24 protein-coding genes are annotated in these 24,375 nt (G+C 32.6%); 11 read left to right on the forward strand and 13 right to left on the reverse strand.

Annotated features, from left to right (window positions below; genetic code table 11):
- Nucleotides 1–1,836, forward strand: coding sequence for an outer membrane protein assembly factor BamB family protein (locus HQN85_RS05350; RefSeq protein WP_173269612.1), 1,836 nt, complete (start codon nucleotides 1–3; stop codon nucleotides 1,834–1,836).
- Nucleotides 1,837–1,840: 4 nt separating this feature from the next.
- Here the strand turns inward: HQN85_RS05350 and HQN85_RS05355 are convergent, their stop codons facing one another.
- The 3 genes from HQN85_RS05355 to HQN85_RS05365 all read right to left on the reverse strand — a co-directional run bounded on the left by HQN85_RS05355 (nucleotide 1,841) and on the right by HQN85_RS05365 (nucleotide 4,860).
- Entirely contained in the window at nucleotides 1,841–2,293 is a 453-nt protein-coding gene (locus tag HQN85_RS05355; RefSeq protein WP_173269615.1) for a GNAT family N-acetyltransferase, read from the reverse strand.
- Between the two features lie 61 nt (nucleotides 2,294–2,354).
- The gene (locus tag HQN85_RS05360; protein ID WP_173269618.1) at nucleotides 2,355–3,629 is read right to left on the reverse strand and encodes a M16 family metallopeptidase; all 1,275 of its coding nucleotides are present in this window, start codon (nucleotides 3,627–3,629) and stop codon (nucleotides 2,355–2,357) included.
- The gene (locus HQN85_RS05365; RefSeq protein ID WP_173269621.1) at nucleotides 3,622–4,860 is read right to left on the reverse strand and encodes a M16 family metallopeptidase; all 1,239 of its coding nucleotides are present in this window, start codon (nucleotides 4,858–4,860) and stop codon (nucleotides 3,622–3,624) included. The genes HQN85_RS05360 and HQN85_RS05365 overlap by 8 nt, the downstream gene beginning before the upstream one ends.
- A 123-nt stretch (nucleotides 4,861–4,983) precedes the next feature.
- Here HQN85_RS05365 and HQN85_RS05370 point away from each other — a divergent pair, with 123 nt between their 5' ends.
- Complete coding sequence (locus HQN85_RS05370; protein WP_173269624.1) at nucleotides 4,984–6,108, forward strand: CofH family radical SAM protein; 1,125 nt, start codon at nucleotides 4,984–4,986, stop codon at nucleotides 6,106–6,108.
- Nucleotides 6,109–6,134: 26 nt separating this feature from the next.
- Entirely contained in the window at nucleotides 6,135–6,644 is a 510-nt protein-coding gene (locus HQN85_RS05375) for a hypothetical protein (protein WP_173269626.1), read from the forward strand.
- A gap of 130 nt (nucleotides 6,645–6,774) precedes the next feature.
- Here the strand turns inward: HQN85_RS05375 and HQN85_RS05380 are convergent, their stop codons facing one another.
- Complete coding sequence (locus HQN85_RS05380) at nucleotides 6,775–7,644, reverse strand: ferritin-like domain-containing protein (protein WP_173269629.1); 870 nt, start codon at nucleotides 7,642–7,644, stop codon at nucleotides 6,775–6,777.
- A 17-nt stretch (nucleotides 7,645–7,661) separates the two neighbouring features.
- Nucleotides 7,662–8,363, reverse strand: coding sequence for a ferritin-like domain-containing protein (locus HQN85_RS05385; protein WP_173269632.1), 702 nt, complete (start codon nucleotides 8,361–8,363; stop codon nucleotides 7,662–7,664).
- Between the two features lie 146 nt (nucleotides 8,364–8,509).
- On the opposite strand from HQN85_RS05385, the gene HQN85_RS05390 reads away from it, so the two are divergent.
- From HQN85_RS05390 to HQN85_RS05405, 4 genes are all read left to right on the forward strand, one after another.
- Nucleotides 8,510–9,289: a LytR/AlgR family response regulator transcription factor gene (locus HQN85_RS05390; RefSeq protein ID WP_173269635.1), complete on the forward strand. Its 780-nt coding sequence runs from the start codon at nucleotides 8,510–8,512 to the stop codon at nucleotides 9,287–9,289.
- Between the two features lie 10 nt (nucleotides 9,290–9,299).
- On the forward strand, nucleotides 9,300–12,218 hold the full coding sequence (locus HQN85_RS05395) for a sensor histidine kinase (protein ID WP_173269638.1): 2,919 nt from the start codon (nucleotides 9,300–9,302) through the stop codon (nucleotides 12,216–12,218).
- 496 nt (nucleotides 12,219–12,714) lie between these two features.
- Nucleotides 12,715–12,873 carry a hypothetical protein gene (locus HQN85_RS05400; RefSeq protein WP_173269640.1) on the forward strand — a complete coding sequence of 53 codons (159 nt, stop codon included), beginning with the start codon at nucleotides 12,715–12,717 and terminating at the stop codon, nucleotides 12,871–12,873.
- A 67-nt stretch (nucleotides 12,874–12,940) separates the two neighbouring features.
- The gene (locus HQN85_RS05405) at nucleotides 12,941–14,059 is read left to right on the forward strand and encodes a GNAT family N-acetyltransferase (RefSeq protein ID WP_173269643.1); all 1,119 of its coding nucleotides are present in this window, start codon (nucleotides 12,941–12,943) and stop codon (nucleotides 14,057–14,059) included.
- Here HQN85_RS05405 and HQN85_RS05410 read toward each other — a convergent pair.
- The 8 genes from HQN85_RS05410 to mce all read right to left on the reverse strand — a co-directional run bounded on the left by HQN85_RS05410 (nucleotide 14,036) and on the right by mce (nucleotide 19,964).
- Entirely contained in the window at nucleotides 14,036–14,392 is a 357-nt protein-coding gene (locus HQN85_RS05410) for a helix-turn-helix domain-containing protein (RefSeq protein ID WP_173270242.1), read from the reverse strand. The two genes, HQN85_RS05405 and HQN85_RS05410, sit on opposite strands and share 24 nt — an antisense overlap.
- Before the next feature lie 37 nt (nucleotides 14,393–14,429).
- Complete coding sequence (locus tag HQN85_RS05415; protein WP_173269646.1) at nucleotides 14,430–15,782, reverse strand: UDP-N-acetylmuramate--L-alanine ligase; 1,353 nt, start codon at nucleotides 15,780–15,782, stop codon at nucleotides 14,430–14,432.
- Between the two features lie 63 nt (nucleotides 15,783–15,845).
- A complete protein-coding gene (prmA, locus tag HQN85_RS05420; RefSeq protein ID WP_173269649.1) occupies nucleotides 15,846–16,685 on the reverse strand; it encodes a 50S ribosomal protein L11 methyltransferase in 840 nt (279 codons plus the stop codon).
- The gene (gene tpiA / locus HQN85_RS05425; protein ID WP_173269652.1) at nucleotides 16,685–17,446 is read right to left on the reverse strand and encodes a triose-phosphate isomerase; all 762 of its coding nucleotides are present in this window, start codon (nucleotides 17,444–17,446) and stop codon (nucleotides 16,685–16,687) included. Before tpiA ends, prmA begins: the two co-directional genes overlap by 1 nt.
- A 3-nt stretch (nucleotides 17,447–17,449) precedes the next feature.
- Nucleotides 17,450–18,613 (reverse strand): putative sugar nucleotidyl transferase, encoded by a 1,164-nt coding sequence (locus HQN85_RS05430; protein WP_173269655.1) that lies wholly within the window; start codon nucleotides 18,611–18,613, stop codon nucleotides 17,450–17,452.
- Between the two features lie 151 nt (nucleotides 18,614–18,764).
- Nucleotides 18,765–19,013 carry a type B 50S ribosomal protein L31 gene (locus HQN85_RS05435; protein ID WP_173269657.1) on the reverse strand — a complete coding sequence of 83 codons (249 nt, stop codon included), beginning with the start codon at nucleotides 19,011–19,013 and terminating at the stop codon, nucleotides 18,765–18,767.
- A gap of 188 nt (nucleotides 19,014–19,201) precedes the next feature.
- On the reverse strand, nucleotides 19,202–19,492 hold the full coding sequence (locus HQN85_RS05440; RefSeq protein WP_173269661.1) for a hypothetical protein: 291 nt from the start codon (nucleotides 19,490–19,492) through the stop codon (nucleotides 19,202–19,204).
- A 64-nt stretch (nucleotides 19,493–19,556) separates the two neighbouring features.
- Nucleotides 19,557–19,964 (reverse strand): methylmalonyl-CoA epimerase, encoded by a 408-nt coding sequence (gene mce, locus HQN85_RS05445; protein ID WP_173269663.1) that lies wholly within the window; start codon nucleotides 19,962–19,964, stop codon nucleotides 19,557–19,559.
- Between the two features lie 121 nt (nucleotides 19,965–20,085).
- Here mce and HQN85_RS05450 point away from each other — a divergent pair, with 121 nt between their 5' ends.
- From HQN85_RS05450 to HQN85_RS05465, 4 genes are all read left to right on the forward strand, one after another.
- On the forward strand, nucleotides 20,086–21,297 hold the full coding sequence (locus HQN85_RS05450) for an IscS subfamily cysteine desulfurase (protein ID WP_173269666.1): 1,212 nt from the start codon (nucleotides 20,086–20,088) through the stop codon (nucleotides 21,295–21,297).
- A 106-nt stretch (nucleotides 21,298–21,403) separates the two neighbouring features.
- On the forward strand, nucleotides 21,404–21,817 hold the full coding sequence (gene iscU / locus HQN85_RS05455; protein WP_090992274.1) for a Fe-S cluster assembly scaffold IscU: 414 nt from the start codon (nucleotides 21,404–21,406) through the stop codon (nucleotides 21,815–21,817).
- A gap of 81 nt (nucleotides 21,818–21,898) precedes the next feature.
- Entirely contained in the window at nucleotides 21,899–22,225 is a 327-nt protein-coding gene (locus tag HQN85_RS05460) for a HesB/IscA family protein (RefSeq protein ID WP_173269669.1), read from the forward strand.
- Nucleotides 22,226–22,358: 133 nt separating this feature from the next.
- Nucleotides 22,359–24,266 (forward strand): AMP-dependent synthetase/ligase, encoded by a 1,908-nt coding sequence (locus HQN85_RS05465; protein ID WP_173269672.1) that lies wholly within the window; start codon nucleotides 22,359–22,361, stop codon nucleotides 24,264–24,266.
- Nucleotides 24,267–24,375 lie beyond the last annotated feature (109 nt).

Genomic DNA, 24,375 nt, shown 5'->3' on the forward strand with positions numbered 1-24,375 from the left:
ATGAAAAAAATAGTCCTATTTCTAGTCGTTTCACTTTTTAGTGTTGGTGTTCATGCCCAAAATTTTAAATATGCTTTTGTTAGTGATACTCATATCGGTAGCTCAAATGCAGATGAAGATTTAAGAAGAACTGTTGCAGATATTAATAACCAACCAGAGTTAGAGTTTACCATTATCACTGGAGACATTACCGAAATGGGTACTAATGAAGAATTGAGATTGGCTAAAGAAATCTTATCAGGATTAAAGAAACCCTATTATATTATGCCAGGCAATCACGATACAGGCTGGTCAGAATCTGGTGGAGTTACTTTTATTAAAGAATTTGGGTATGATAAATTCACTTTTGATTATAAAGGTTATCGTTTTATAGGATGTGCTTCAGGACCTTACGTACGCATGTCTGATGGGCACATTCCAAGAGATGCAACTGTTTGGTTGGATAACATTTTGAAGAAAACACCTAAAGATATGCCGATTATTTTCGCCAACCACTATCCTATTGATAACAGTTTAGATAATTGGTATGAGGTTACTGATCGATTAAAAACTAAAAACATTCAGTATATAATTTGTGGTCATGGTCATAATAATCATCAATATAATTTTGAAGGGGTTTTTGGAACAATGGGCCGCTCAAATTTAAGGGCAAAAGATAGTATTGGTGGATACAATGTGGTAAATATGACAAAAGACACTGTTTATTTTTCGCTTAAAAAACCAGCTCAAGAGCTATTGGCTCCTTGGAGGAAAATTCCTTTAAAAACTTTTGTTCATCAAACTTTAAAAGCATACGACAGGCCTAATTATGACATTAATAAAAAATATAGTGACGTTAAAGAGTTATGGACCTATCATTCAAACGCAAATGTGGTAAATACACCTGCTTATAGCAATAGTTTAGTTATTTTCGGAAACAGTGTTGGTTTAGTTGAAGCTTTGAATAAAACGACAGGAAAAAAAGTATGGACTTTTAATACGAAAGGCGCTATTTATTCATCGCCTGTAATTAAAAATCAATTGGTTATTTTAGGGTCTGGAGATGGAAATATATATGCCTTAAATATTGCAAATGGCAAACAGGTGTGGAAAGTAGAAACTCCAAATTCTGTATTGGGATCTCCAGTAATTGATGGTGATGTAATTTTTATAGGAGGAAGTGATCATAGTTTTAGAGCTTTGGATATTAAGACTGGAAAAGTAATGTGGAAATTTGATGGTGTAGAAGGAGCAATTGTTGGAAAACCTTTAATTTATCAGGGCAAAGTTATTTTTGGCTCTTGGGGAAGGCATTTGTATGCACTTGATTTAAAAACTGGAACATTAGCATGGAAATGGAATAATGGTAATGGAAATAGAATGTTTTCTCCGGCCATGGTTACGCCAGTGGCTACCAAAGGCGTAGTGTACATTGCTGCACCAGATCGTTTTTTAACTGCAATTAATGCAAAAACAGGCGAGACTTTATGGCGAACTAAAGAAGCAATGGTAAGAGAATCAATTGGTTTGTCGGCTGATAGTACGACCATATATGGCAAAACTATGCAAGACGAAATTGTTGCCTATAAAACTAATACATCGGTTCCTGAATTAGCATGGAAATTAAATGCTGGGTTTGGCTATGAGCATATTCCATCAGATTTAGTTGAAAAAGATGGAGTTGTTTTTTATGGAACAAAAAATGGTGTCGTTTATACTTTTGATGCAAAAACACATCAAAATTTATGGCAACATAAAATTGATAACTCAATGATTAATACCGTAAATGTAATTGACGGAAAAAATGTTTTGGTGAGCACAATGGATGGAAAAGTAACAATTTTGCGGAGTAAATAATAAATTAATCTTCCTCGCAATGTTGCCTTAACTGCTTTGGCCCTTGAGGCCAAATAAAAGCTGTGGTTTGTTTCTTCCAACCCATACTTTTATAAAAAGCGTCAGCACCAGGTGCAGCGCTTAGATTAACAAAGTGATAATCAACTAATTGGTTATTTAACGTAGTCACTAGATATTTTCCCAACCCTTGGCCTTGAAAATCAGGATCAACTACAATATCGGCAAGCATGGCATAATATCTACCATCACCCACTACTCTACCAAAAGCTATGATTTGATCATCATTAAAAATAAATAAAGTTGTTGTACTATTTTTAAATGCAGCTGCTATTTCTTCCGCTTTGCGATGTTTCCAGTTAATTTTATAAAATAAAGAAATTACATAATCCCAATCTATTTCAGCTAAATCAGGATTAATTTTATAGGTAAATAGCGGATTTTCAACAGGGATATTCATCAAATTTGCTTTATATTACTACAACCAGTAACCACTTAAAAGGTTTTGGCTAATTTTAGTGTTATTTTTTGCCAACAACTACTCTTGTCATTGCATCCCAGTCTAGATAAGAATTTGCTATACTTTTCAATTCTTCAGCGTTAATGGTTTTTACGGTATCAATGTATTTGCTATAATAATCGTAATCTAGACCAGAGAAGTAAATATTTTTAAATTTATCAGCATGTGAAAAAGCATTTTCTAAGCTTCCTAACATAGAGCCCAACATAAAATTGCGAACTAAATCTAATTCTTCCTCTCCAACTAATTCTGTTTTTAAAATGTTAATTTCTTTCTCAATTTCTTGTAAAGCATTTACACAAACAGTTGTTCCAACTTCGGTTGCTATGAAAAAGTAGCCAGCATTTTTTAAAGAAGCTATACCAGAACCAATGCCATAAGTGTAACCTTTATCTTCACGAATATTTGCCATCAGGCGAGATCCAAAATAACCGCCCAATAAGCAATTTACTATCTGCAAGGCAGGAAAATCTGGATGTTTGCGATTAATACTCAAATTACCCATTCGAATTGCCGATTGGACAGCATCTGCTTTTTCTATGTAAATTTCTCCACCAACAATTGGAGCATACGTAGATTGATTAATTTTTGATGTATGGTTATTTTCCCATTCTTTACCAAAAAACTGATTTAGTAAGTCGAATTCTTTGGCTTCAAACTTACCAGCGGCAATAATTGTACAATTTGCAGGCTTATAAGCAGCTTTAAAGTAAGCCAAAAGATCCTCTCTTTTCAGTGCATCATAATCTGCTAAAGAAATATCAGAACCGTAGGCAGTATCTCCAAAAATGGCATTGGCAAATGTTTTACGAGCAATAAAATCGTTCTTTTGCAAATTTACTTGCAACTTCTGCTTTTGGTTTTGGATGAAAATATCCAACTCTTGTTGAGGAAAAACACTTTCATTTAAAATTGATTGAACAATTGGTAATACTGCTGGAAGATGTTTGTTTAAACTAAAAAGTGTTATTGTTGTTTGGTCTGCACCGTATTCCGTTTGCAAAAAAGCACCATAATAATCTATTTTCTCTGCAATTTCCTTGGCAGATAACGTTTTGGTACCATTATTAATTAAACTATTTACAGTTACTGCCTGTAATGGCTTATTTTGATCGTAGTTTACGTTTTCAAATATAAATTCGATACGAACTAACTCTTGCTGACCAACATTTACAGTAAAAACAGGAATGCCGTTATCTAGTTGCTGTTTTGTTGGGGCAATAAAATTAATATCATTAACCTGTTTTGAAGCAGGTGCTAGTGTACGATTAAGCATTGGCTAAATAATATAAAATAGATGATTTTTCTTTCACAAAAGTTGTGGTTGCAACTTCTTTAATTTGCGCTGCAGTTACGGCTAAATATTTGTCTATTTCTGTATTTAAAGCAGCTGCATCACCTAATAACTCATAATAGGCTAAATTCATTGCCTTATCTAACAAATTCATTTCAGCAAATACCATAATAGATTCTGATTTATTTTTAACTTTCGTCAACTCATCATCACTCACTAAATCAGTTGTTAGCTTATATAATTCTTCCCAAATAGCTTTTTCTGCAACATCCATATCAACTCCGTTAATTAATTTACCTTCTACAACAAATAAACCTTCATCTAAACTGCTAGATAGATAAGCATTAATTTCACTAAATAATTGCTGCTCTTTTAGCAGGCTATTGTATAAGCGAGAAGATTGTCCTTGCGATAAAATATCAGACATTAAATCATAGGTTTGATACGTTGAATCTGTTCTAGTTGGCATTTTAAAGGCAATATAAATTGCATTTAAAGGAACGTTTGCATTTACGGTTAATGTTCTTGCTTCAGTTTGAGGCAATTCTTTAGGTAAGCTTCTACTATATTTTTCTCCAGCCGGGATAGGCTCAAACCATTTTTCAGCCAATTTTTTAACTTCTTCTGTTTTTACATTTCCACCAACTACTAAAATTGCGTTTTGAGGATTATAATGCTTCTTGAAAAATGCTTTTACATCTTCCATCTTTGCATTTTCTATTTGAGCTAAATCCTGACCAATTGTAGCCCATTGATAAGGGTGTGTTTTGTAAGCTAGTGGGCGTAATTTTAACCAAACGTCGCCATAAGGCTGATTAAGATAACGCTGTTTAAACTCTTCCATTACCACATTTCGTTGTGTATCCAAACTCTTTTCAGAAAAAGCAAGGCTCAACATTCTATCGCTTTCTAGCCAAAAAGCAGTTTCGATATTTGTTGCGGGCAACGTAATGTAATAGTTCGTAATGTCATTGCTGGTAAAAGCATTATTCTCGCCACCAACACGCTGCAAAGGTTCATCATAGCTCGGGATATTGATCGAGCCACCAAACATTAAATGCTCAAATAAGTGTGCAAAACCAGTTTTATTATGTTCCTCATCTCTCGCACCAACATCGTACAAAACATTTAAAACTGCCATTGGTGTAGTCGGGTCTTCATGTACCAAAACCTTTAAACCATTAGACAGTTTGAAGCGATTAAAATCTACCATATCATTTTTTAGAGTTGTAAAGATATATAAAAGTCCGAATTAGACTACTCGAAAGTCTCGGGTTTACGTAAAATTATGAACAGAGAAATTGATAACTAAAAACTGATAACTATCTTTGAAACTATGAATACTGCTGAATTATTACAGAGGGCTTTAAATTTCGAGTTTTTATCAAAAGAAGAGGGCGTTTTTTTATACCATAATGCAGAAACTGCCGAGTTAGCTTACATAGCAAACGAATTACGAAAAATTCAAGTTCCAAGCGGTAAAGTTACTTGGCAAATAGATCGTAATGTGAATACAACAAATGTATGTATTGCCAATTGTAAATTCTGTAATTTTTTCCGTCGTCCCGGTCACGATGAAAGTTATATAACTGATATTGAAACTTATAAAGTTAAAATTGAAGAAACTTTCCGCTTAGGCGGAGACCAACTTTTATTACAAGGCGGTCATCATCCAGATTTAGGTTTATCATTTTATGCTAACCTTTTTAAGGAATTAAAAGAATTATATCCTGATTTAAAACTACATGCTTTAGGTCCCCCAGAAATTGCACACGTTGCTAAATTAGAGGGAATTTCACACACCGAAGTTTTAAAGGAATTAAAAGCAAATGGTATGGATAGTTTACCTGGCGCTGGTGCAGAAATTTTAAATGATAGAGTTAGGCGCCTAATTTCTAAAGGTAAATGTGGTGGGCAAGAGTGGTTGGATGTAATGCGAGCTGCTCATCAATTAGATATTACAACATCTGCAACAATGATGTTTGGCCATGTAGAAACAATTGAAGAACGTTTTGAGCATTTGGTTTGGATTAGAGAAGTGCAAAGTGAAAAACCAGAGCATGCTAAGGGATTTTTAGCCTTTATTCCATGGCCATTTCAAGATGACGGTACTCTATTAAAACGTTTACGTGGCATTAGCAATAATGTAACAGGAGATGAATATGTAAGAATGTTGGCGTTAAGTAGAATAATGTTACCTAATGTGAAAAATATACAAGCAAGTTGGTTAACAGTAGGAAAAACCATTGCTCAGTTGTGTTTACACGCTGGTGCTAATGATTTTGGTTCTATCATGATAGAGGAAAATGTAGTTTCTGCTGCTGGTGCTCCACATCGTTTTACAGCAAATGGTATCCAAACAGCTATAAGAGAAGCTGGTTTTGAACCACAACTACGCGGACAGCAATACAATTACCGTGAGTTACCAGCTCACCTAGAAGAACAAATAATTACCTATTAAACTATAATTAATTTAAATTAGCTCCCATGTTAAAAAAATCTATTTTATTATTATTCGTCGTTGTTTCAAGTATCCAAGTTAATGCTCAAAAAGATTGGTTTAAACAAAAAATTAACGACAAGGTTAGTGTAAATTTCCCTATTGAACCTAAAAAAATTAATGAGCAAAGTTATGGCGTAAGAGATCAAGATAATGTTGTCTATCTAGTTTCCGTTGTTGACCTTTTAAAAACAACAGGACTTTCATTAGAAGATTTCAATGCAGGTGTTGTAAAACAAACCTTTGCAGACGAATTTATGGAAGGTTTAATGCCAACTATGGCAAAATATACTTTTAAACCTGCTAAAATAATTGCCGTAAAGGGAAATACAGCATATTCGGTTTTTGGAAGAGATGATGTAAATAAAAATACGCTTTACATGAACATCGTTTTTGTAGATGGGATTGCTTATAGTATTACAAGCATTTTACCTGACGGAAAAGATTTTAAAAACATAAGCACATACTTAAACGAGATTTATATCAACGGTAAATAAGTTGAATAATAATTCTAAAAGAGCGCATAGAGCGCTTTTTTTTTGCGAAAACTTAATAAGTAATTAAATAGAAAACAAAAAAGGGAAGAAAACAAATTGCTTCCTTCCCTCTACTTAAACAAAATATAACCTATGATAGTTTCTTACCTGGTTGAAGGAATAAGTTTGCAATAGTGATAACCGAAGCTTTATCTAGTGGTTCATCGAAACATTCAACTGCTGCTGCTTTAGTTACGCCAGCATTACCATTAATTCCAACAATATTAACACCTGCTTGTACAGTTGTGTCTTCTCCAGCGTAAACTGCATCTACTTGCGATACACCAGAATCATTTGCCTGACCTGCTGAACCTAGACTTACCCATGGTTTATATACAGCAGTACCACCAGAAAGAGCAGTACGCATCGCTCTAATATGGGCAGCATGTCTTGCTTCTACTGAGTGAATCTGCAAAGCAGTGGTTAAAACAGTATTACCAACTAATACTCCTGCCTGACCTTTGTATGCTCTAACACCAGTATCTTCAAAACCTTGTGCAACAGCTAAAAAAGTACCATAGTCACTAAATACGGTTGGAAAAGTTCCACCAGCTGTAAAATCAGTATCCGAATAAGGTATTGGAGCCCTTGCAGCAGAACCTAATGCACCTTTTAATAGATTAACATGAGCTAACTCGTGGTCGCGAATAAGCGTAATTGCTGCCAATGGAGCTCCTGCAGGTATTGGGGTAGCTGGTGTACCTGCTAATGCATGATTGTAAAAATTGTATTCTAAATACTCTAAAGCTAAAGCAAAGTTTAATACATCCGTAACTGCTTGTGGAGTAGATTGTCCATATGCTTTTTGAAAAACTGAGCCTAAAGCTAGTGGCATTGCAGCCAATGTTATCTTTTTACCCATGTTAAAAAAATCTTTCATTGCTGCTCTACGTGGATTTAACCTTTCATAGATCTCACCGTCAACTTTTTCTATTTCTTCTAATATATTTACGATATTCATGATTTCTAGTTTTAAGATTAAAGATTAATTACGTTAATTTTCGTTTTGATGTATTTACCAGCAGCCCCAAGTACAACATCTGGTGTCAAAGCCATATCAAGTCCTTTATCAGAACTTACTTGAGGAGCAGTTGCAAATGTCCCATTAGAAATTAAATCTCGTATATACGCAGCATGACGTGCTTCTACCGAAACAATTTTACCAGCAGCTAAAAGGTATATAGTATTTTTTAACCGTACACCTGCACCATTATAAGCACCAACACCTAAATCTTCAAAAGCCATAGCAGCGCCTAAAACGCTTGTTCTGCTTGTAAAATCAATACTAGAAAAATCTACTGACAAACTACCAATTGCAGCAGTGCCTAGTGCATTCTTAAAGAATTCTCTATGAGCAATTTCATGATATTGAATATCTTGAAAATAAGCTTTTTCTGCAGCACTAAAGCTAGATGGTGGTGCAGATGCTACTTGAATGTAAAATGCTGCTTCTAATTGTTCTAAAGCATACGCATAATTTAATACTCCAAAATCGTCTTTAAAATCTAGTGTTACACCAGTCATTGGTGTATTAATTCTGTCTTTTCTACAGCCAGCAGCTGTTAAAGCTACAACCGCGGCACCAGCTCCTGCATATTGCAAAAAAGAACGGCGCTGTAATTTAGCATCCAAGAAGTTGCTTTCATCTTGCAATACGTCTTGTTCGTTTAAATTTTCCATAAGAATGATTTTTAATTTAAGGTTCGTTTAAAAGGTTTTCTATCCTTTACTTACGGAACTTAAATAGCTATGGATTTTTAGGGAAAGAAATATTTTCTATTGCCTCTATTTTTTGATAAATTGAGCCCTATTTAAATGGAACCACCGTGCTAAATGCAATTATAGTTGATGATGAAGAGTTTGCCCGTTCATCGCTTTATTTTCTTTTACAGGAAAACTGCGAGAATGTAAATATTTTGGGTATTGCAAAATCTGTAAACGAGGCACGTAATTTACTAGCTCAACATGCTATAGATCTTATTTTTCTAGATATTGCCATGCCTGGCGAAAATGGCTTTGGATTAATTCCCCAAGCGCAAGATGCAAACGCAACAGTCATATTTACAACCGCTTATGATCAATATGCTTTAAAAGCTATAAAGGCAAATGCACTAGATTATTTACTTAAACCAATAGATATTGATGAATTAAAAGAGGCAGTAAGCAAAGCCGATAGATATGTTAAATTAAATAAAAGCGAAAACAATAGAAATGAAAGTCTTAAAAATTTAGCTAGTGATTTAACAGATAAAACTGGTATTAAAAAAATAACATTACCAAGTGGGCAAGGTTATCGATTAGTTGATATTGATGATATTATTCACATAGCGGCCGACAGTAATTATTCTGTTTTCCATTTATTAAATCTAGAAAAAATTGCTGTTTCTAAAATTTTGAAAGATTACGAAGAGATTTTACCTGAAAATACGTTTGTCAGAGTTCATAAATCTAGCATTGTTAACCTTAAATATATTAAGGAGTATAATTCTAAAAACGGACTTCAAGTGATTTTGGATAATGGCGAAACGATAAATGTTTCGCGTAGAAGAGCTAGCGATTTTTTTGAGAAAATAAAAGCATATACCAATTTTAAAGGTGATAAATAAATACCTACATATGCTTTTTTGGCTACTGGCATTACTTTTTGCGCCCTTAGTTAAAGGTAATGCACAAACTGCATACTTACCCCATTATACCACAAAAGATGGTTTACCCAGTAACAATTGTTATTATACTTTGCAAGACAAAAAGGGCTACATCTGGATTGCTACAGATGCTGGTGTAAGTAGATTTGATGGCACGATGTTCGAGAATTTTTCTGTAGATGATGGCTTGCCAGATAATCAAGTTTTACAATTAAGAGAAGATAGTAAAGGGAGAATTTGGTTTCTAACTTTAAATGGTCAGTTAAGCTATTTCTATAATGGTAAAATCTATAATCCTGATAACGATAAACAACTTAAACAGTTAAATTTTAATGCAGTTATTGTATCTTTTTTTGAAGATAGTAAAGGTAAAATTTGGTTTGGAACTAATAAAAATATTATAGGAGTTTGGGATGGAAAAAAGTTAATTAAGTATATTTCTCCTAATATTGAAAAGCAATATGGTAATGCTTTTATTCATGAAGATAAACAGGGAAATATTTGGGCATATAGTACAACAGCAGTTTTCCTCTATATCAAAAATAATTTTGTCTTAACCGACGACAAATTCTTGCCTTTGTCTTATAAGACCTTATTTGATAAACGAGATAATTCTGTTTACTTTTTAGATAAAGTTGGATTAAACAGTAAAAATGGAATAACAAATCGCTTAATCTTAAAAATAGATCAAGACTTACTTAGCAATAGCCCAGGGTATATTTATGTTGATGATAGATCTCTTTGGCTAAGTAATAATAGCGGTGTTTTTGTAATTGATTTTAATGGAAAGATAAAACAATTACTTAAAAATGTTGATGTAAATCAAATCATAAAAGATAGTAATCAAAACATATGGTTTACTACTAAAAACGGTATTTATAGATTGCCAGATTCTAAAGAACGTGTATATATTTTTAACAAGGAAAATGGGTTGACAAGTAATGTTGTTAAAAGTATTGCAAAAGATGGAAATGGCCGTTTTTGGATGGGTATGAACAATGCCAGCATCAACATTTTAGATAAGAAAAGTAAAACAGTACAAAAATTTAATATCCCTGATTTAAAAAAATACAGTATCATTAAACAGTTAGCTTTTGATTATCACAATAAAACTGCGTATTTCGCATCAGATTACGGATTAGGCTCACTGTCATCAACTTACCCTATAAAAACTAATGCCAAGTATTTAAAAGAAAGCAATAATTCAGTTTTTGTAATTAAAAACTTCAGTTTAGATACCACCACCAAATTGGCTCTAGCTCTATCATCAGGAGTTGTTATACTTAACAACAGACAGGATAAACTCGAGTTTTCTTCTTTAAATTATAAGGAAAATCAAGATTATTTCAAAGATCGCTCTTATCGCGTTTATTACGATGAAATGCAAAATTTATGGTTTTCTAATGTTAGTGGATTATCAGAATTTAATTCTAATAAATTAACTAAATATTACGAAATCTACCCATTGCTTTCTAAAAGGATAAATGATATCAAACAATTAAAGAGTGGATCATTTGCAATGGCCACTGATGGTTACGGAATTGTGATAATGCAGGATGGAAAAATCATCAAGTTAATTAGACAAAAAGAAGGACTTAACAATAATATTATAAATAAGCTTTTTGTAAAGAACGATTACCTGTGGGCAATAAGCAATACCGGAATAAATCGCATTTCATTAACAGATAACAAATTCACTATCAATTCTTTTGATTATGCAAATGATCTTTTGTCAGATGATTTGAACGACTTATATATTGATACAGATACCGCATATTTTGCAACAAATAATGGCTTGGTTTATTTTAGTAACAATCAAAAATCTTTGCAAACTAAAGCACCAAAAACTTATATCTCTTCTATTATCATTAACAATGAAACTTTAGATTTAAGTTCTTCAAACTTTGTACTTAAACCAGGTGAACGCAATATTACTTTTAATTATAGCGCCATCGATTTTAAAAATCGTAAAATAACATACCGCTACCGTTTAAAGGAAAATGCCAATTGGTCTGAAACTAAAAATAGAAGATTAGAATTATCATCATTAGAACCAGGTAGTTATTGCTTTGAAGTGAGCGCAAAAAGTCAAGATAGCCAATGGAGTACATCAGCTAAAATAAGTTTTGTTTTAGAAAAACATTTTTGGCAAACTTGGTGGTTCTTAATCATTCTATTAATTATAGGTGCATATTTTTTATATGTAATCGCTGTAAGAATTACAAGAAGGCAAAAAAATAAAGAACAAGAACAGCTTTTAAATAAAAATAAGATATTAATGCTTGAACAACGGGCATTACAAGCAATGATGAATCCCCATTTTGTATTTAATGTAATGAATTCTATCCAACATTATATTAATACAAAAAATACATCTTCTGCAAATAAAGTATTAACAGGATTTGCGAAATTGATACGCAAGAACCTAGAAATTTGTACCAAAAGTTACATTAACCTAGAAGAAGAAATCGACTATTTAAATCTTTATTTAAGTTTAGAGAAAAATCGTTTTGGAGATAAACTCATTTACAGTATAAACATTGATGAAAACATTGACAAAGAAGAAACTTTAATTCCATCTATGCTTTTGCAACCTTATATTGAAAATGCTATTTGGCATGGGATTATGCCTAAAGAAGATGGAGGCGAGGTTAAAATAAATATCAACCAACAAGATGAAGATTATCTATGGATTAAAATAATAGATAATGGTATTGGTATTAAAAATTCATTATCTACTAAAATTGACACACATATTAGCAAAGGAATGAATTTAACACAAGAAAGAATAAATTTATTAAATAAAATTGAAGTAAAACCCATACAGCTGTACATTGATCAGAATGGAAATAATGGAACAACCATTACGATTTTAGTCCCTTTAAAATAAATTTTACCGTTTACTCAATTATTCCTACCACTTACTAAATATTATTTATTCTTTTTATTATTAGCATTAAACTTGTTGTAAGATATTCAACAATCAGAAATGATTGTTATAAAAACGTTCTTATAGGATTGACAAAAGATATTTTTTAACCTAACCTAAAACTATATCTCAATTCAGGTTTCATTTGTGTGTTAAAAGCGTCCCAATTAAGTTGAGACGCTTTTTTGTTTTATAATCGTTTGAGATTATGATTAAAAACCCTCCTTTTAACGTAACTATTTGCATTTCAGCAACAGAAAAAGATTAAAAAAACTTTTAAAAAAAATCTTTTTGTTTTAATTTTGAGATAAATAAAATTTCAAAAAAATAGGTTTCTTTCTATTTAAAAAGATTTTATGTAATTTAGAAGTATCATTAAAACTTTCCTACTATTAATATTTTTTGTGTTATGAAAACGCCAAAAAAACCAAACCTGAAAAACCCCGTAAATAAGCCGATGTCAAGCAAGAAAGAATCAGACGATGAGGACGATGATAATATTGAAGATAATGAGATCTTAGATGAGGAAGAAGATGACTTTGATGTACCTTTAGATGATCTAGACACATTTGAAAGTTTTGATGATGACGACGACGATGACGACGATAGATTTTAATAAACTATAAAACGAATACTTAAAAGCATCCTATTAAGGGTGCTTTTTATTTTAAACCTACCTCCAAATGAAGATTATACCTGTTAAGGATAAAGAAAGTCAGAAAGAATTTTTAAACGTTGTAGACACTATTTATCAAGATGATTCAAGTTGGATCCGTCCCTTGGATCAGGATATTGAAAAGATTTTTGACGAAAAAACTAATCCTTTCTTTAAACATGGTCAATGTACCAGATGGATTTTAAAAGATAACAATCACAAAACTATTGGTAGAGTTGCGGCATTTATAAACGATAAAAAAGCCCACATTTACGAACAACCAACGGGTGGAATGGGTTTTTTTGAGTGTATAGATAATAAAGAAGCTGCATTCTTATTATTTGATACTGCAAAAAACTGGCTGCAAGAAAAAGGCATGAAAGTAATGGAGGGTCCAATTAATTTTGGAGAAAATGATTCCTTCTGGGGTTTACTTGTAGAGGGTTTTACACCACCTTCCTACGGAATGAACTATCATTTACCCTATTATCATAAATTCTTTACAGATTATGGTTTTGAAACAGCTTACGAACAGTTAACAAATCACATCAACCTAAAAGTTCCTTTTCCTGCTAGGTTTACAAAAATTGCAAATTGGGTGGCTGCTAAACCCGATTATACTTTTGAACATTTCAAAAAAAGTAATGCTGATAAATACATTAATGATTTAATGGATATTTATAACGACGGTTGGCAAGATTTTGAAAACTTCGTTCCAATTAAAAAAGAAACCTTAAAAGAAAGTTTTAAACAAATGGAAGTTATTATGGATGAAAAACTAATTTGGTTTGCGTATGCTAATGGCGATCCGGCTTCATTTGTTGTAATTATTCCAGATGCTAACCAAATGATTAAAGGTTTAAACGGAAAATTAGGTTTATTTGAAAAATTAAAATTTGCATATAGGCGCTGGGTTGGTGTTACTCGTATGCGTGCAATCGTAATGGGAACCAAAACTAAGTATCAAAAACTAGGATTAGAATCTGCTTTGTTTATAAAACTTGGTGAATATGTATTACCAAAAAATCAATATACAGAACTAGAATTATCTTGGGTTGGCGATTTTAATGAAAAGATGATAGCCATACACCAAGCAACTGGTGCCACTTTTGGAAAACGACATTTAACGTTGAGAAAGGTTTTTTGACGGTGAAATGGTTCTAATCTCTTCGTAAAGATCAATTATCTTTTTTTGAAGTTTGGTAATCTCTTGTTCTTTTAAAGCAAGTTTATCTTTTAGCATACTGATTTCGACAAAATTGCCCATTTCCAACTTATTTTCTCCTCTAGAAATAATCTCTAAGCTAGATACGTCAAACAATTTAGAAATTTGATCTAACCTAGAAATGTTAATATCGGTAACACCTGTTTCTATTTTTGAAAATGCTGGGATTGATATTTTTAAGAGCCTGGCTACTTCTCCCTGGCTCCATCCATTTTTTTGGCGTAATAGTCTAATGTTTGTACCAATGATATTCATTTGATCATTTTTTGGTGTAACAGTCTGTTTATTACGTCTAGACATTCAACTCCAGTGCCAATTTAACTAAGTCCATACCGCCAAAATTACCAGAACTCATTAGCAGTAGGTTTGTATTTTCAAAATTAAAACTTCTTAAATAACTTTCCAATTGTGTAGCTTCACTAAAAAAAACAATGTTTTTATCATTAAAAGATGTTTGAACATCATTCTCACTCACAGGATCCATCTTTTTGTGTTTAAACGTTTTTTCATCGATGTATACAATTGCAACATCAGCCTTTTTCATCGTATCACGATACTGCTGCAAAAACTCTTTAGTTAAACTACTGAAAGTATGAAGTTCTATACAAGCTACTAGTTTTCTATTGGCAAATTGTGCCTTTACAGCATCAATAGTTGCCTTTAATTTAGATGGAGAATGTGCGAAATCCTTATATACACTAGTTGCTTTTGTATGATTTAACAGCTCCAATCTTTTAGCTGCACCCGTAAAAGAAGAAATAGCCTCCTTAAATTTATCTTCATTTATGCCTAGTTGTTCAACTACTAATCTAGCTGCGTTTAGGTTCATTAAATTATGATCGCCAAACACCTGTAATGGTGTCCGTTGAGGCAAAAGATATGTTACACCATCTATTACTTCATGAGCAGGAATGCTGTAGGGAATTTTTTCAATAGTTGCGCTAGAGTTAACAACTACTTTGCGTAATTCTAAATCATTTTCACAATAAATTAATTTTCCGCTCTCAACTATCGTGTCAATAAACTTATCAAACTGGGAAATATAATCCTCAAATGTTGGAAAAACGTTGATATGATCCCATGCAATGCCACTAATTACAGCAATATTTGCTTTATATAAATGAAATTTTGGCCTACGATCTATTGGTGATGCTAAATACTCATCGCCTTCTATTATTATAATTGGAGCAGAGTCTGTTATTTTAACCATTGTTTCAAAGCCTGCTAACTGAGCTCCAACCAGATAATCAAAATCTTTTTTGTAATAATTTAATACATGTAAAATCATGGAAGTTATGGTAGTTTTACCATGACTACCTCCTATTACAACTCTTAATTTATCCTTAGACTGCTCGTAAATATATTCTGGATATGAATATATTTTTAAACCCATTTCTTGCGCCTTTACAAGTTCTGGATTATCCAAACGAGCATGCATTCCTAAGATTACCGCATCAAGATCTGGAGTAATATTACTTTCAAACCAACCATTTTCTTTTGGCAAAAGACCATAATTAGCAAGTCTTGTACTTGATGGTTCAAAAATCACATCATCAGAACCGGTAACTTTAAATCCTTTTTTATGTAAAGCAATGGCTAAATTGTGCATAGCACTCCCACCAATAGCAATAAAATGTATACGCATATTTACTAATTTGAATTGAGAATGAGAGAAATTATGAATTATTCAGTCCCTCTTCTTAATTATTTAATTTTTTAAAAATTGTGCAGCAACCCAATCCCCAATTTTTTTATGATCAACATAACTAAGATTAAATTGAGCACAATGCTCTTTAATTATATCCAAATCTGGGCTTTCATAAAATCCACTAAAGAAGATAGTACCTTTTTCTTTTAAAACTGAAGCATAGCTCGAAATTTGATCAAGCAAAATATTTCTATTAATATTGGCTAAAATGATATCAAAATCAACCGTAGGGATAGTTTCTTTACTTCCCCAAAGCGATGTTAAATTCATGATTTCATTTAATGCTGCATTTTCAATCGCACTGCGGTAACAAACCTCGTCATTGTCTATTGCTATAATTTCTTTAGCGCCTCTTTTAGCAGCCAAAATACCCAAAATTCCTGTGCCTGCTCCCATGTCTAATACCACTTTATCTTGCATATCTGTTTCTAAAATATAGAGCATCATCATGGTGGTAGTTTGGTGATGACCAGTACCAAAAGCCATCTTTGGATCAATTACAATCTCATATTTATATTGAGGTTGATGTTCATGAAAAGTTGCTCTAACATAACAATCTTCATTAATAATAAGCGGACTAAAATTCTTTTCCCATTCCTCATTCCAGTTTTGAGGTTCTATTGCACTAATTTCATATGTATAGCTTAGTTCATCATCAAAACCTTTTAAAACATTAGTTAACGCAGTTTCGTTAAATTGATTTGCGATAATAAAAGCATCAAAACCATGAGCTGTATCCTCAAAAGTATCGAAGCCAATTTCTGCTAATTCTGCAATTAATAAATCATGCTGATATTCTTGAATATCACTAAAATTAAAAGCTATTTTTTTATAATCCATTACGAATTGAAGGTTTTAACAATATCTACAAAATCACGAGATTTTAAAGATGCGCCGCCAATTAATCCACCATCAATATCATGTTGTGCAAACAATTCTGCTGCATTTTTTGGGTTACAGCTTCCACCATATAAAATTGAGGTATTGTCTGCTACATTCATTCCATATTTCGCATCAATTTTTGCTCTAATAAAGGCATGTATATCTTGCGCTTGTTCTGGTGTAGCGGTTAAACCTGTACCAATTGCCCAAACTGGCTCATACGCTAAAACTACTTTAGAAAAATCTTCAGCACTTAAACCAAATACTCCATTTTCTAATTGCGATTCTAATACTTGATAGTAACTACCGTTATTTCTTTCGTCTAAAGTTTCACCGATGCAAAACAAAGGTGTTAAGTTATTTTGCAGGGCGATAGTTGTTTTCTCTGCTAATAAAGAATCTGATTCCGCAAAATATTGTCTGCGTTCTGAGTGACCAATAATTACATATTCACAGCCTGTAGATTTTACCATCTTGGCAGAAATCTCACCCGTGTAAGCACCGTGTTCTTTTTGATGGCAATTTTGCGCACCAATTTTTACTATTCCAGCAGATAATTGCGATAAACTATTTAAATGGATAAAAGGTGAGCAAATTACAGCAATTTGATCGCCGTTCTTTTCATCTCTAACCATATTTATAATTTCCGAGAATAAGGATATACCTTCGCTATAATCCAAATTCATTTTCCAGTTACCCGCAACTATTTTCTTTCTCATAATCTAAAAGTGTCTATATTTTTTTGTCAGTTCAAAAACATGCGATAGAATAGCTGTTTCTGTTGTATCTAATATTGTATCTCTTCTGTCGTAAACTTTTGTTGCTGTTTCTAGCATTTTATTTAAACCGTAAACCTCAAATCCATGTGCACCACCCCAAGCAAAATCTGGTATAAAGTTGCGTGGAAATCCCGCCCCAAATATATTAGCGCTTACTCCTGCTACAGTTCCAGTATTAAACATGGTATTAATAGCGCATTTAGCATGATCGGCCATAATTAACCCGCAAAATTGTAACCCTGTTTTACGAAAGCTTTCTTTTTCATAATCCCAAAGACGAACTTCAGCGTAATTATTTTTAAGATTTGAATTATTGCTATCCGCACCAATATTACACCATTGACCTAAAACTGCATTCCCTAAGTAACCTTCATGTCCTTTTGATGAATAACCCCAAATTACAGCATTATTAATTTCGCCTCCTACTCTACTATGTGGACCAATGGTAGTTTGGGGATAAATTTTAGCGCCCATCTTTACAGAAGATCCTTCACACAGCGCAAAAGAACCCCTAATGAAACATCCTTCCCAAACTTGACTATTTTTACCTAAATAAATTGGTCCTTGTAAACTATTAAATGTAGAACATTCAGCCGTTGCGCCTTCTTCTGCAAAAATATTATCTCCTAAAAAAGTATTCGTATTGCTTAGCGTAGCTGATGTTTTTCCTTTAGTTAATAAATCAAAATCTTTAACTAATTCTGTGTGGTTATTTCTGAATATATCTTCAGGAAATTGAACTTGAGTAAAAACAGTAGAATAGTTTACTTGTTTCAATTTATTTATGGCATCATTAAAGCTTAGTTTTTCCTTATAAGCAATAACTATTTCGCCTTTAACCAAAACTTCATCAGCTTTTAGATTTAGAACTGCTTCTATTAATTGTTCATCGGGACAAATCGAACCATTAATAAATATATTAGCAGCAGCTGATGGATATTTTACACTTAGATAATCTTGTGTTACATAGCCAAAATCAGCATTAAAATGTTTAGCCCATTTTTCAGCAATGGTTAAAATGCCAATTCTTAAATCAGCTACAGGCCTTGTAAATGTTAGCGGTCTAAGCGAAAGCCAAGATTTATCATCAAATAAATTGATTTTCATTTGCATAAAATCGTTTTCAATGGTAATGAAGTTATCATAATTTATTTATTATTTTAATGGGTGAAGATATGACTGGGTCGTAAGCAACAAAAATAAAAAAAGTCCCGAGCAATGCATCGGGACTTTCGAAATATTTAGTTTATAGCTATAATTATTTTTTAGCGTAACGAGTTTTAAATTTATCGATACGACCTGCAGTATCAACCAATTTCATTTTACCAGTATAAAAAGGGTGCGACGTGTGAGAAATCTCTAATTTGTATAAAGGATACTCATTACCATCTTCCCATTTAATAGTTTCTTTTGTTTCAACGCAAGATTTAGTCAAAAACGCATATTCGTTAGACATATCTTTAAATACTACGAATCTGTAGCTTGATGGATGCAAATCTTTTTTCATTTCTATTTTTTTTATGTTTATGAAGCTATCGTAAGCGTTTTATTGCTTTTTGCGGGAGTTTACCCACGGCAGTTTCATGTTTTTAAATTTATTTTCGTCTAATTTTAGAGGATGCAAATATCATAATTTTATTTTTTAATTGCAAGTGAACAACTAAATTTAATCTACATAATAAAAATATTGATTAATTATCTGTTAGAATACTTTTTCCAAGTTTCAATTTTTGCTTTTTGTCGGGCAATATAAGCTTGTGCTATTATTTCAGCAGAGCTGGAATTTGCTGTATTTTCTAATAAGATCTTTAATTTATCCTGATCTACATCAGCTTTATATAAAATTTGCAAAAGTTTCTGAAAATCTTCATCTATTAGATAAGCAAATGCATTCACCATCACTTCCAAAAGCTGATCTTCATTTAAGTTTTCCGGCAAATCGAAATCTTTATTGATAATTTTTAGCAATGATGTAATATCGCTCATGACAATAATTTTAATACCTTTTCAAACTTAATATTCATCCAACCCAATGAAACTAATAAACTAATTAAACCCATTTAATTTCCTGACAAAGTTCCATTAAAACTCCATTAGTTTCTTTAGGATGTACAAAACAAATCATTTTATTATCCGCTCCCTTTTTTGGCTGATCGTTAAGCAATACAAAACCTTCATTTCTTAAACGTTCCATTTCCTCTAAAATATCATCAACAGCAAAGGCGATATGGTGAATTCCCTCTCCCTTTTTCTCTAAAAATTTTGCGATAGCACTATCGGGCGATGTTGCTGCTAACAATTCTATTTTATTATCTCCAGTCTTAAAAAAAGCAGTATTTACAGCTTCCGAGGCAACTAGCTCTGTTTTATAACAATCAGTATTTAGCAATTTTTGATAAATATCTATCGAATTAGTCAGGTTTTTTACGGCAATGCCAATATGTTCTATCTTATTCATAGCTGTTATGGTTATGGGAATGTAAAAATGCATGTTTTAACTATAGCTTCATAGCTATTATTTATAATTGTTCGTAAAGTTTTTTTGTATCTTTGTGTATTAATAAGAATAATTAAAAATAATGGAACTTCCGATTTACTTAGATAATAATGCTACCACCCCACTCGATCCTAGAGTGCTTGAGGCTATGTTGCCGTATTTTACAACAAAATTTGGTAATGCAGCTAGCCGTAACCATCCATTTGGTTGGGTAGCCGAAGAAGGTGTTGATTATGCTCGTGAGCAAGTAGCAAAATTAATTGGCTGTACCGAAAAAGAAATCATTTTTACCTCTGGCGCTACAGAAGCTGATAATTTAGGTATTAAAGGCGTGTTTGAAATGTACTCAGAAAAAGGTAATCATATTATAACCGCAACTACAGAACATAAAGCTGTTTTAGATACCTGTAAACATTTAGAGAAACAAGGTGCGAGAGTTACTTATTTAAAAGTAAAGGAAGATGGTTTAATTGATTTAGCTGAATTAGAAGCTGCAATGACCCCAGAAACTATTTTAGTAACGATTATGTATGGCAACAATGAAATTGGAGTTGTACAACCTGTTAAAGAAATAGCTGCAATTGCACACAAACATGGCGCTCTATTTTTTACCGACGCAACACAAGCAGTTGGTAAAATACCAGTGAACGTAATTGAAGATGGGATTGATTTAATGGCATTTAGCGCTCATAAAATGTACGGACCAAAAGGCGTTGGCGCTTTATATGTACGTCGTAAAAATCCAAGAGTTAAAGTTACTTCTCAAATGGATGGCGGTGGCCACGAGCGTGGTATGCGTTCAGGAACATTAAACGTACCGGGTATTGTAGGTTTAGGTAAAGCCTGCGAACTTTGTCGCTTAGAAATGGATGAAGAAGCAAAACGTTTATCTGCTTTACGTGATAAATTAGAAGCTGCATTAACAACTATGGAAGAAAGTTATGTAAATGGTAATACACAACACCGTTTACCACATGTTGCAAATATTTCTTTTAAATATGTAGAAGGTGAAGGTTTAATGATGGCAATGAAAGATTTAGCAGTTTCTTCTGGCTCTGCTTGTACTTCGGCTTCTTTAGAACCATCTTATGTATTAAAAAGTTTAGGTTTATCTGATGATTTAGCACACTCTTCTATCCGATTTGGTTTAGGACGTTTTACAACCGAAGAAGAAGTTGATTACGCTATAGAAAATACTAAAAAAGCCGTTAACCACTTAAGAGACCTTTCTCCACTTTGGGAAATGTTTAAAGATGGTATCGATTTGAGTAAAATTGAGTGGGCAGAACACTAGATAGTTAACAGTCTTCAATTGGCACTTTGTAGTAACTGCTGAAACCTGTTAAATGATAACTAATTAATAATTCATCTCCTAAAGGAGATTTAAAGAAAATATAGATATGGCATATTCAGAAAAAGTAATGGAACATTATACCAACCCTCGCAATGTTGGCACTTTAAATAAAGACAGTAAATCTGTTGGTACAGGTTTAGTGGGTGCTCCTGAATGTGGAGACGTAATGCGTTTGCAAATTGAAGTTGATGACAACAATGTAATTACTGATGCTAAATTTAAAACATTTGGTTGCGGTTCGGCAATTGCTTCTTCATCTTTAGCTACTGAGTGGTTAAAAGGAAAAACAATTGATGAAGCTTTAACGATCGATAACATGGATATTGTTGAAGAATTAGCTTTACCACCAGTAAAAATTCACTGTTCTGTATTGGCAGAAGATGCAATTAAATCTGCAATTAACGATTATCGCGTTAAAAACGGTTTAGAAGCATTTGAATTAGCTAAATCTCATCACTAATAGCTTTTACGTGTTAAAAGTTTGGTTTAGGTTAAGTCCTTGACTTGTAGACATTTAATACACAATTCATAACAAAATATTATGATTACTATAACTGATAAAGCAAAAAGCAAAATTGATCACTTAATGCAGGATTCTGAATTAGGTTCTGATTACTTTTTACGTGTTTCTGTAAAAGGTGGTGGCTGCTCTGGTTTATCTTATAATTTAGATTTCGATAACGAAGCAAAAACCGGCGATCAGTTTTTTGAAGACCGCGGTATTAAAATAGCTTTAGATATGAAATCATTTTTATACTTGGCAGGTACTGAACTTGATTTTACTGATGGTCTAAATGGTAAAGGATTTGCTTTTAATAACCCTAATGCTAGTCGCTCATGTGGCTGTGGCGAAAGTTTTTCTGTTTAATATACTTTTATTAAATTTCCTAGAGGGCATCGATTTTTCGGTGCCTTTTTTGTTACTCAATGCATAAGCTAGCTTGTATTATTAAAGCGAAAAGTTTATCATTGTTATTCCAAAACAAACCAAAAATTAGCACATGGTATCATTTAATGAATTTTCTACTGTTCCTAGTTTATTACGTAATGTCGTAGAAAATATTCACAAACCTGAAGAAACCTTTTTAATACATAAAAGAAATACAACTTGGGAAGAAATTTCCTTTAAGGATACTTTACTTAGAGCAGATTCTATTTCAGCATTTTTTTTAGAAAAGGGTATTGCTAAAGGCGATAGATTAGGATTAATGATCGAAAATTCACCAGAATATGTTTATTTCGATCAAGGAATACAGCAAATTGGTGCCATCAATACTTCCATTTACCCTACTTTATCCGAACATGAAGTAGAGTATATCATTAACGATTCTGGTATTAAAGCAATTTTAATTGGTAATCCATTCTTATTCAAGAAAATTTTAAAGATATCGGCTAATTGCCAAGAATTAAAATATATCATTCCTGCATTTGCTGGATATGAGAAAGTATCAATCCCAGAAGGAAATAAAGCTGAAATAGTTCCATTCACCACCTTATTGGAAAAAACAGTAAGTAAGGAAGAGCAACAACAAATTAACCAAAGAAGAAGAGAAGTTTTACCATCAGATGTTTCCTCTTTAATTTATACTTCGGGTACAACCGGCACACCTAAAGGCGTAATGCTTACACATAATAATTTTGTAGAAAACGTAAATGTGTGTTTACAACAGATTCCTGTGATTGATGAAACTGAAACATTTTTATCATTTTTACCACTTTCTCATGTTTTTGAACGCACCGCCACTTATCATGTGTGTTGTGCTCAAGGTTGTAAAATTGCTTTTGCTCAAAGTTTAGAATTATTAGCTAAAAATATGGGAGAAGTGAGACCAACTGTAATGGCTTGTGTACCTCGTTTATTAGAACGCATTCATGATAAAGCAATTAAATCTGGTACTGCAGCTGGTGGATTAAAAGCAAATATTTTTAATTGGGCTTTAGAAACTGGAAAGGATTATCGTTATGCGAAGGAAGCTGGTAAAAGTGCAGGCTTAATTTTAGGAGCCAAAAAAGCTATTGCTGAAAAATTAGTATTCAGTAAAATTAAAGAAAAAACTGGTGGACGATTAAAGTTCATGATTTCTGGAGGTGCTGCCTTACCTAAAAATGTGGGAGAGTTTTTTGGCGATTTAGGTATCAAAATTTTAGAAGGATTTGGATTAACAGAAACCTCACCAGTTATGTCTGTAACTGAATATCATCGTCAGGTATATGGTACCGTAGGTCGAGTTATTCCTGGTATTGAAATCGGAATTCAAGATGTAGAAACAAAGCAAATCATCAACATACAAACTCATCATACATTTAATGAAGATTTTGAATGCGCAGAAGGCGAAGTAATTGTTCGTGGTCATTGTGTGATGAAAGGCTATTTTAACAAACCTGCAGAAACTGCCGAAGCTATTGATAAAGATAAATGGTTCCACACGGGAGATATTGGTCGTTTTTACAAGGGCAACCTACAAATCACAGATAGGTTGAAAAACATGATTGTAAATGCATACGGCAAAAACGTATATCCAACACCTGTTGAAAACATCTATTTAAAAAGTCCAAAAATTGACCAGCTATTCTTAATTGGAGATAAGCGTGAGTTTATTACAGCTATAATTATCCCAAACAAAGAAACTTTACAGGAAACTTTCAATTTAAAAGAATCATTTTTCCTAGAGGAAGACCTATTTATAGAAAATAAGGAAATAAAAGATTGGTTTGAAAAGGATATTAAGAAAATATCTAATGAACTAGCTAAATTTGAGCGCATTAAAAATTTCAAAATTAAGCGTAATCCTTTCAGTATTGATGAAGGTGAAATTACTCCTACTATGAAAGTTAAGCGTAGAGTGGTAGAAAAGAAATACGCCGAAGCAATTAATGAAATGTATCAAGAAGGGGTTGAAGCTGATTAATTAAACAGAGGCCTTCAACTTAAATTAAAATCTGCGTTTCTGCGGCTTTTATTGCTAGCGATTATCATAAACGCTAGTAAATCATTACTTTTGCAAAAATATACAATAC

It is taken from the genome of Pedobacter boryungensis (genome assembly GCF_013204825.1).
In the GTDB taxonomy this organism is placed as follows: domain Bacteria; phylum Bacteroidota; class Bacteroidia; order Sphingobacteriales; family Sphingobacteriaceae; genus Pedobacter; species Pedobacter boryungensis.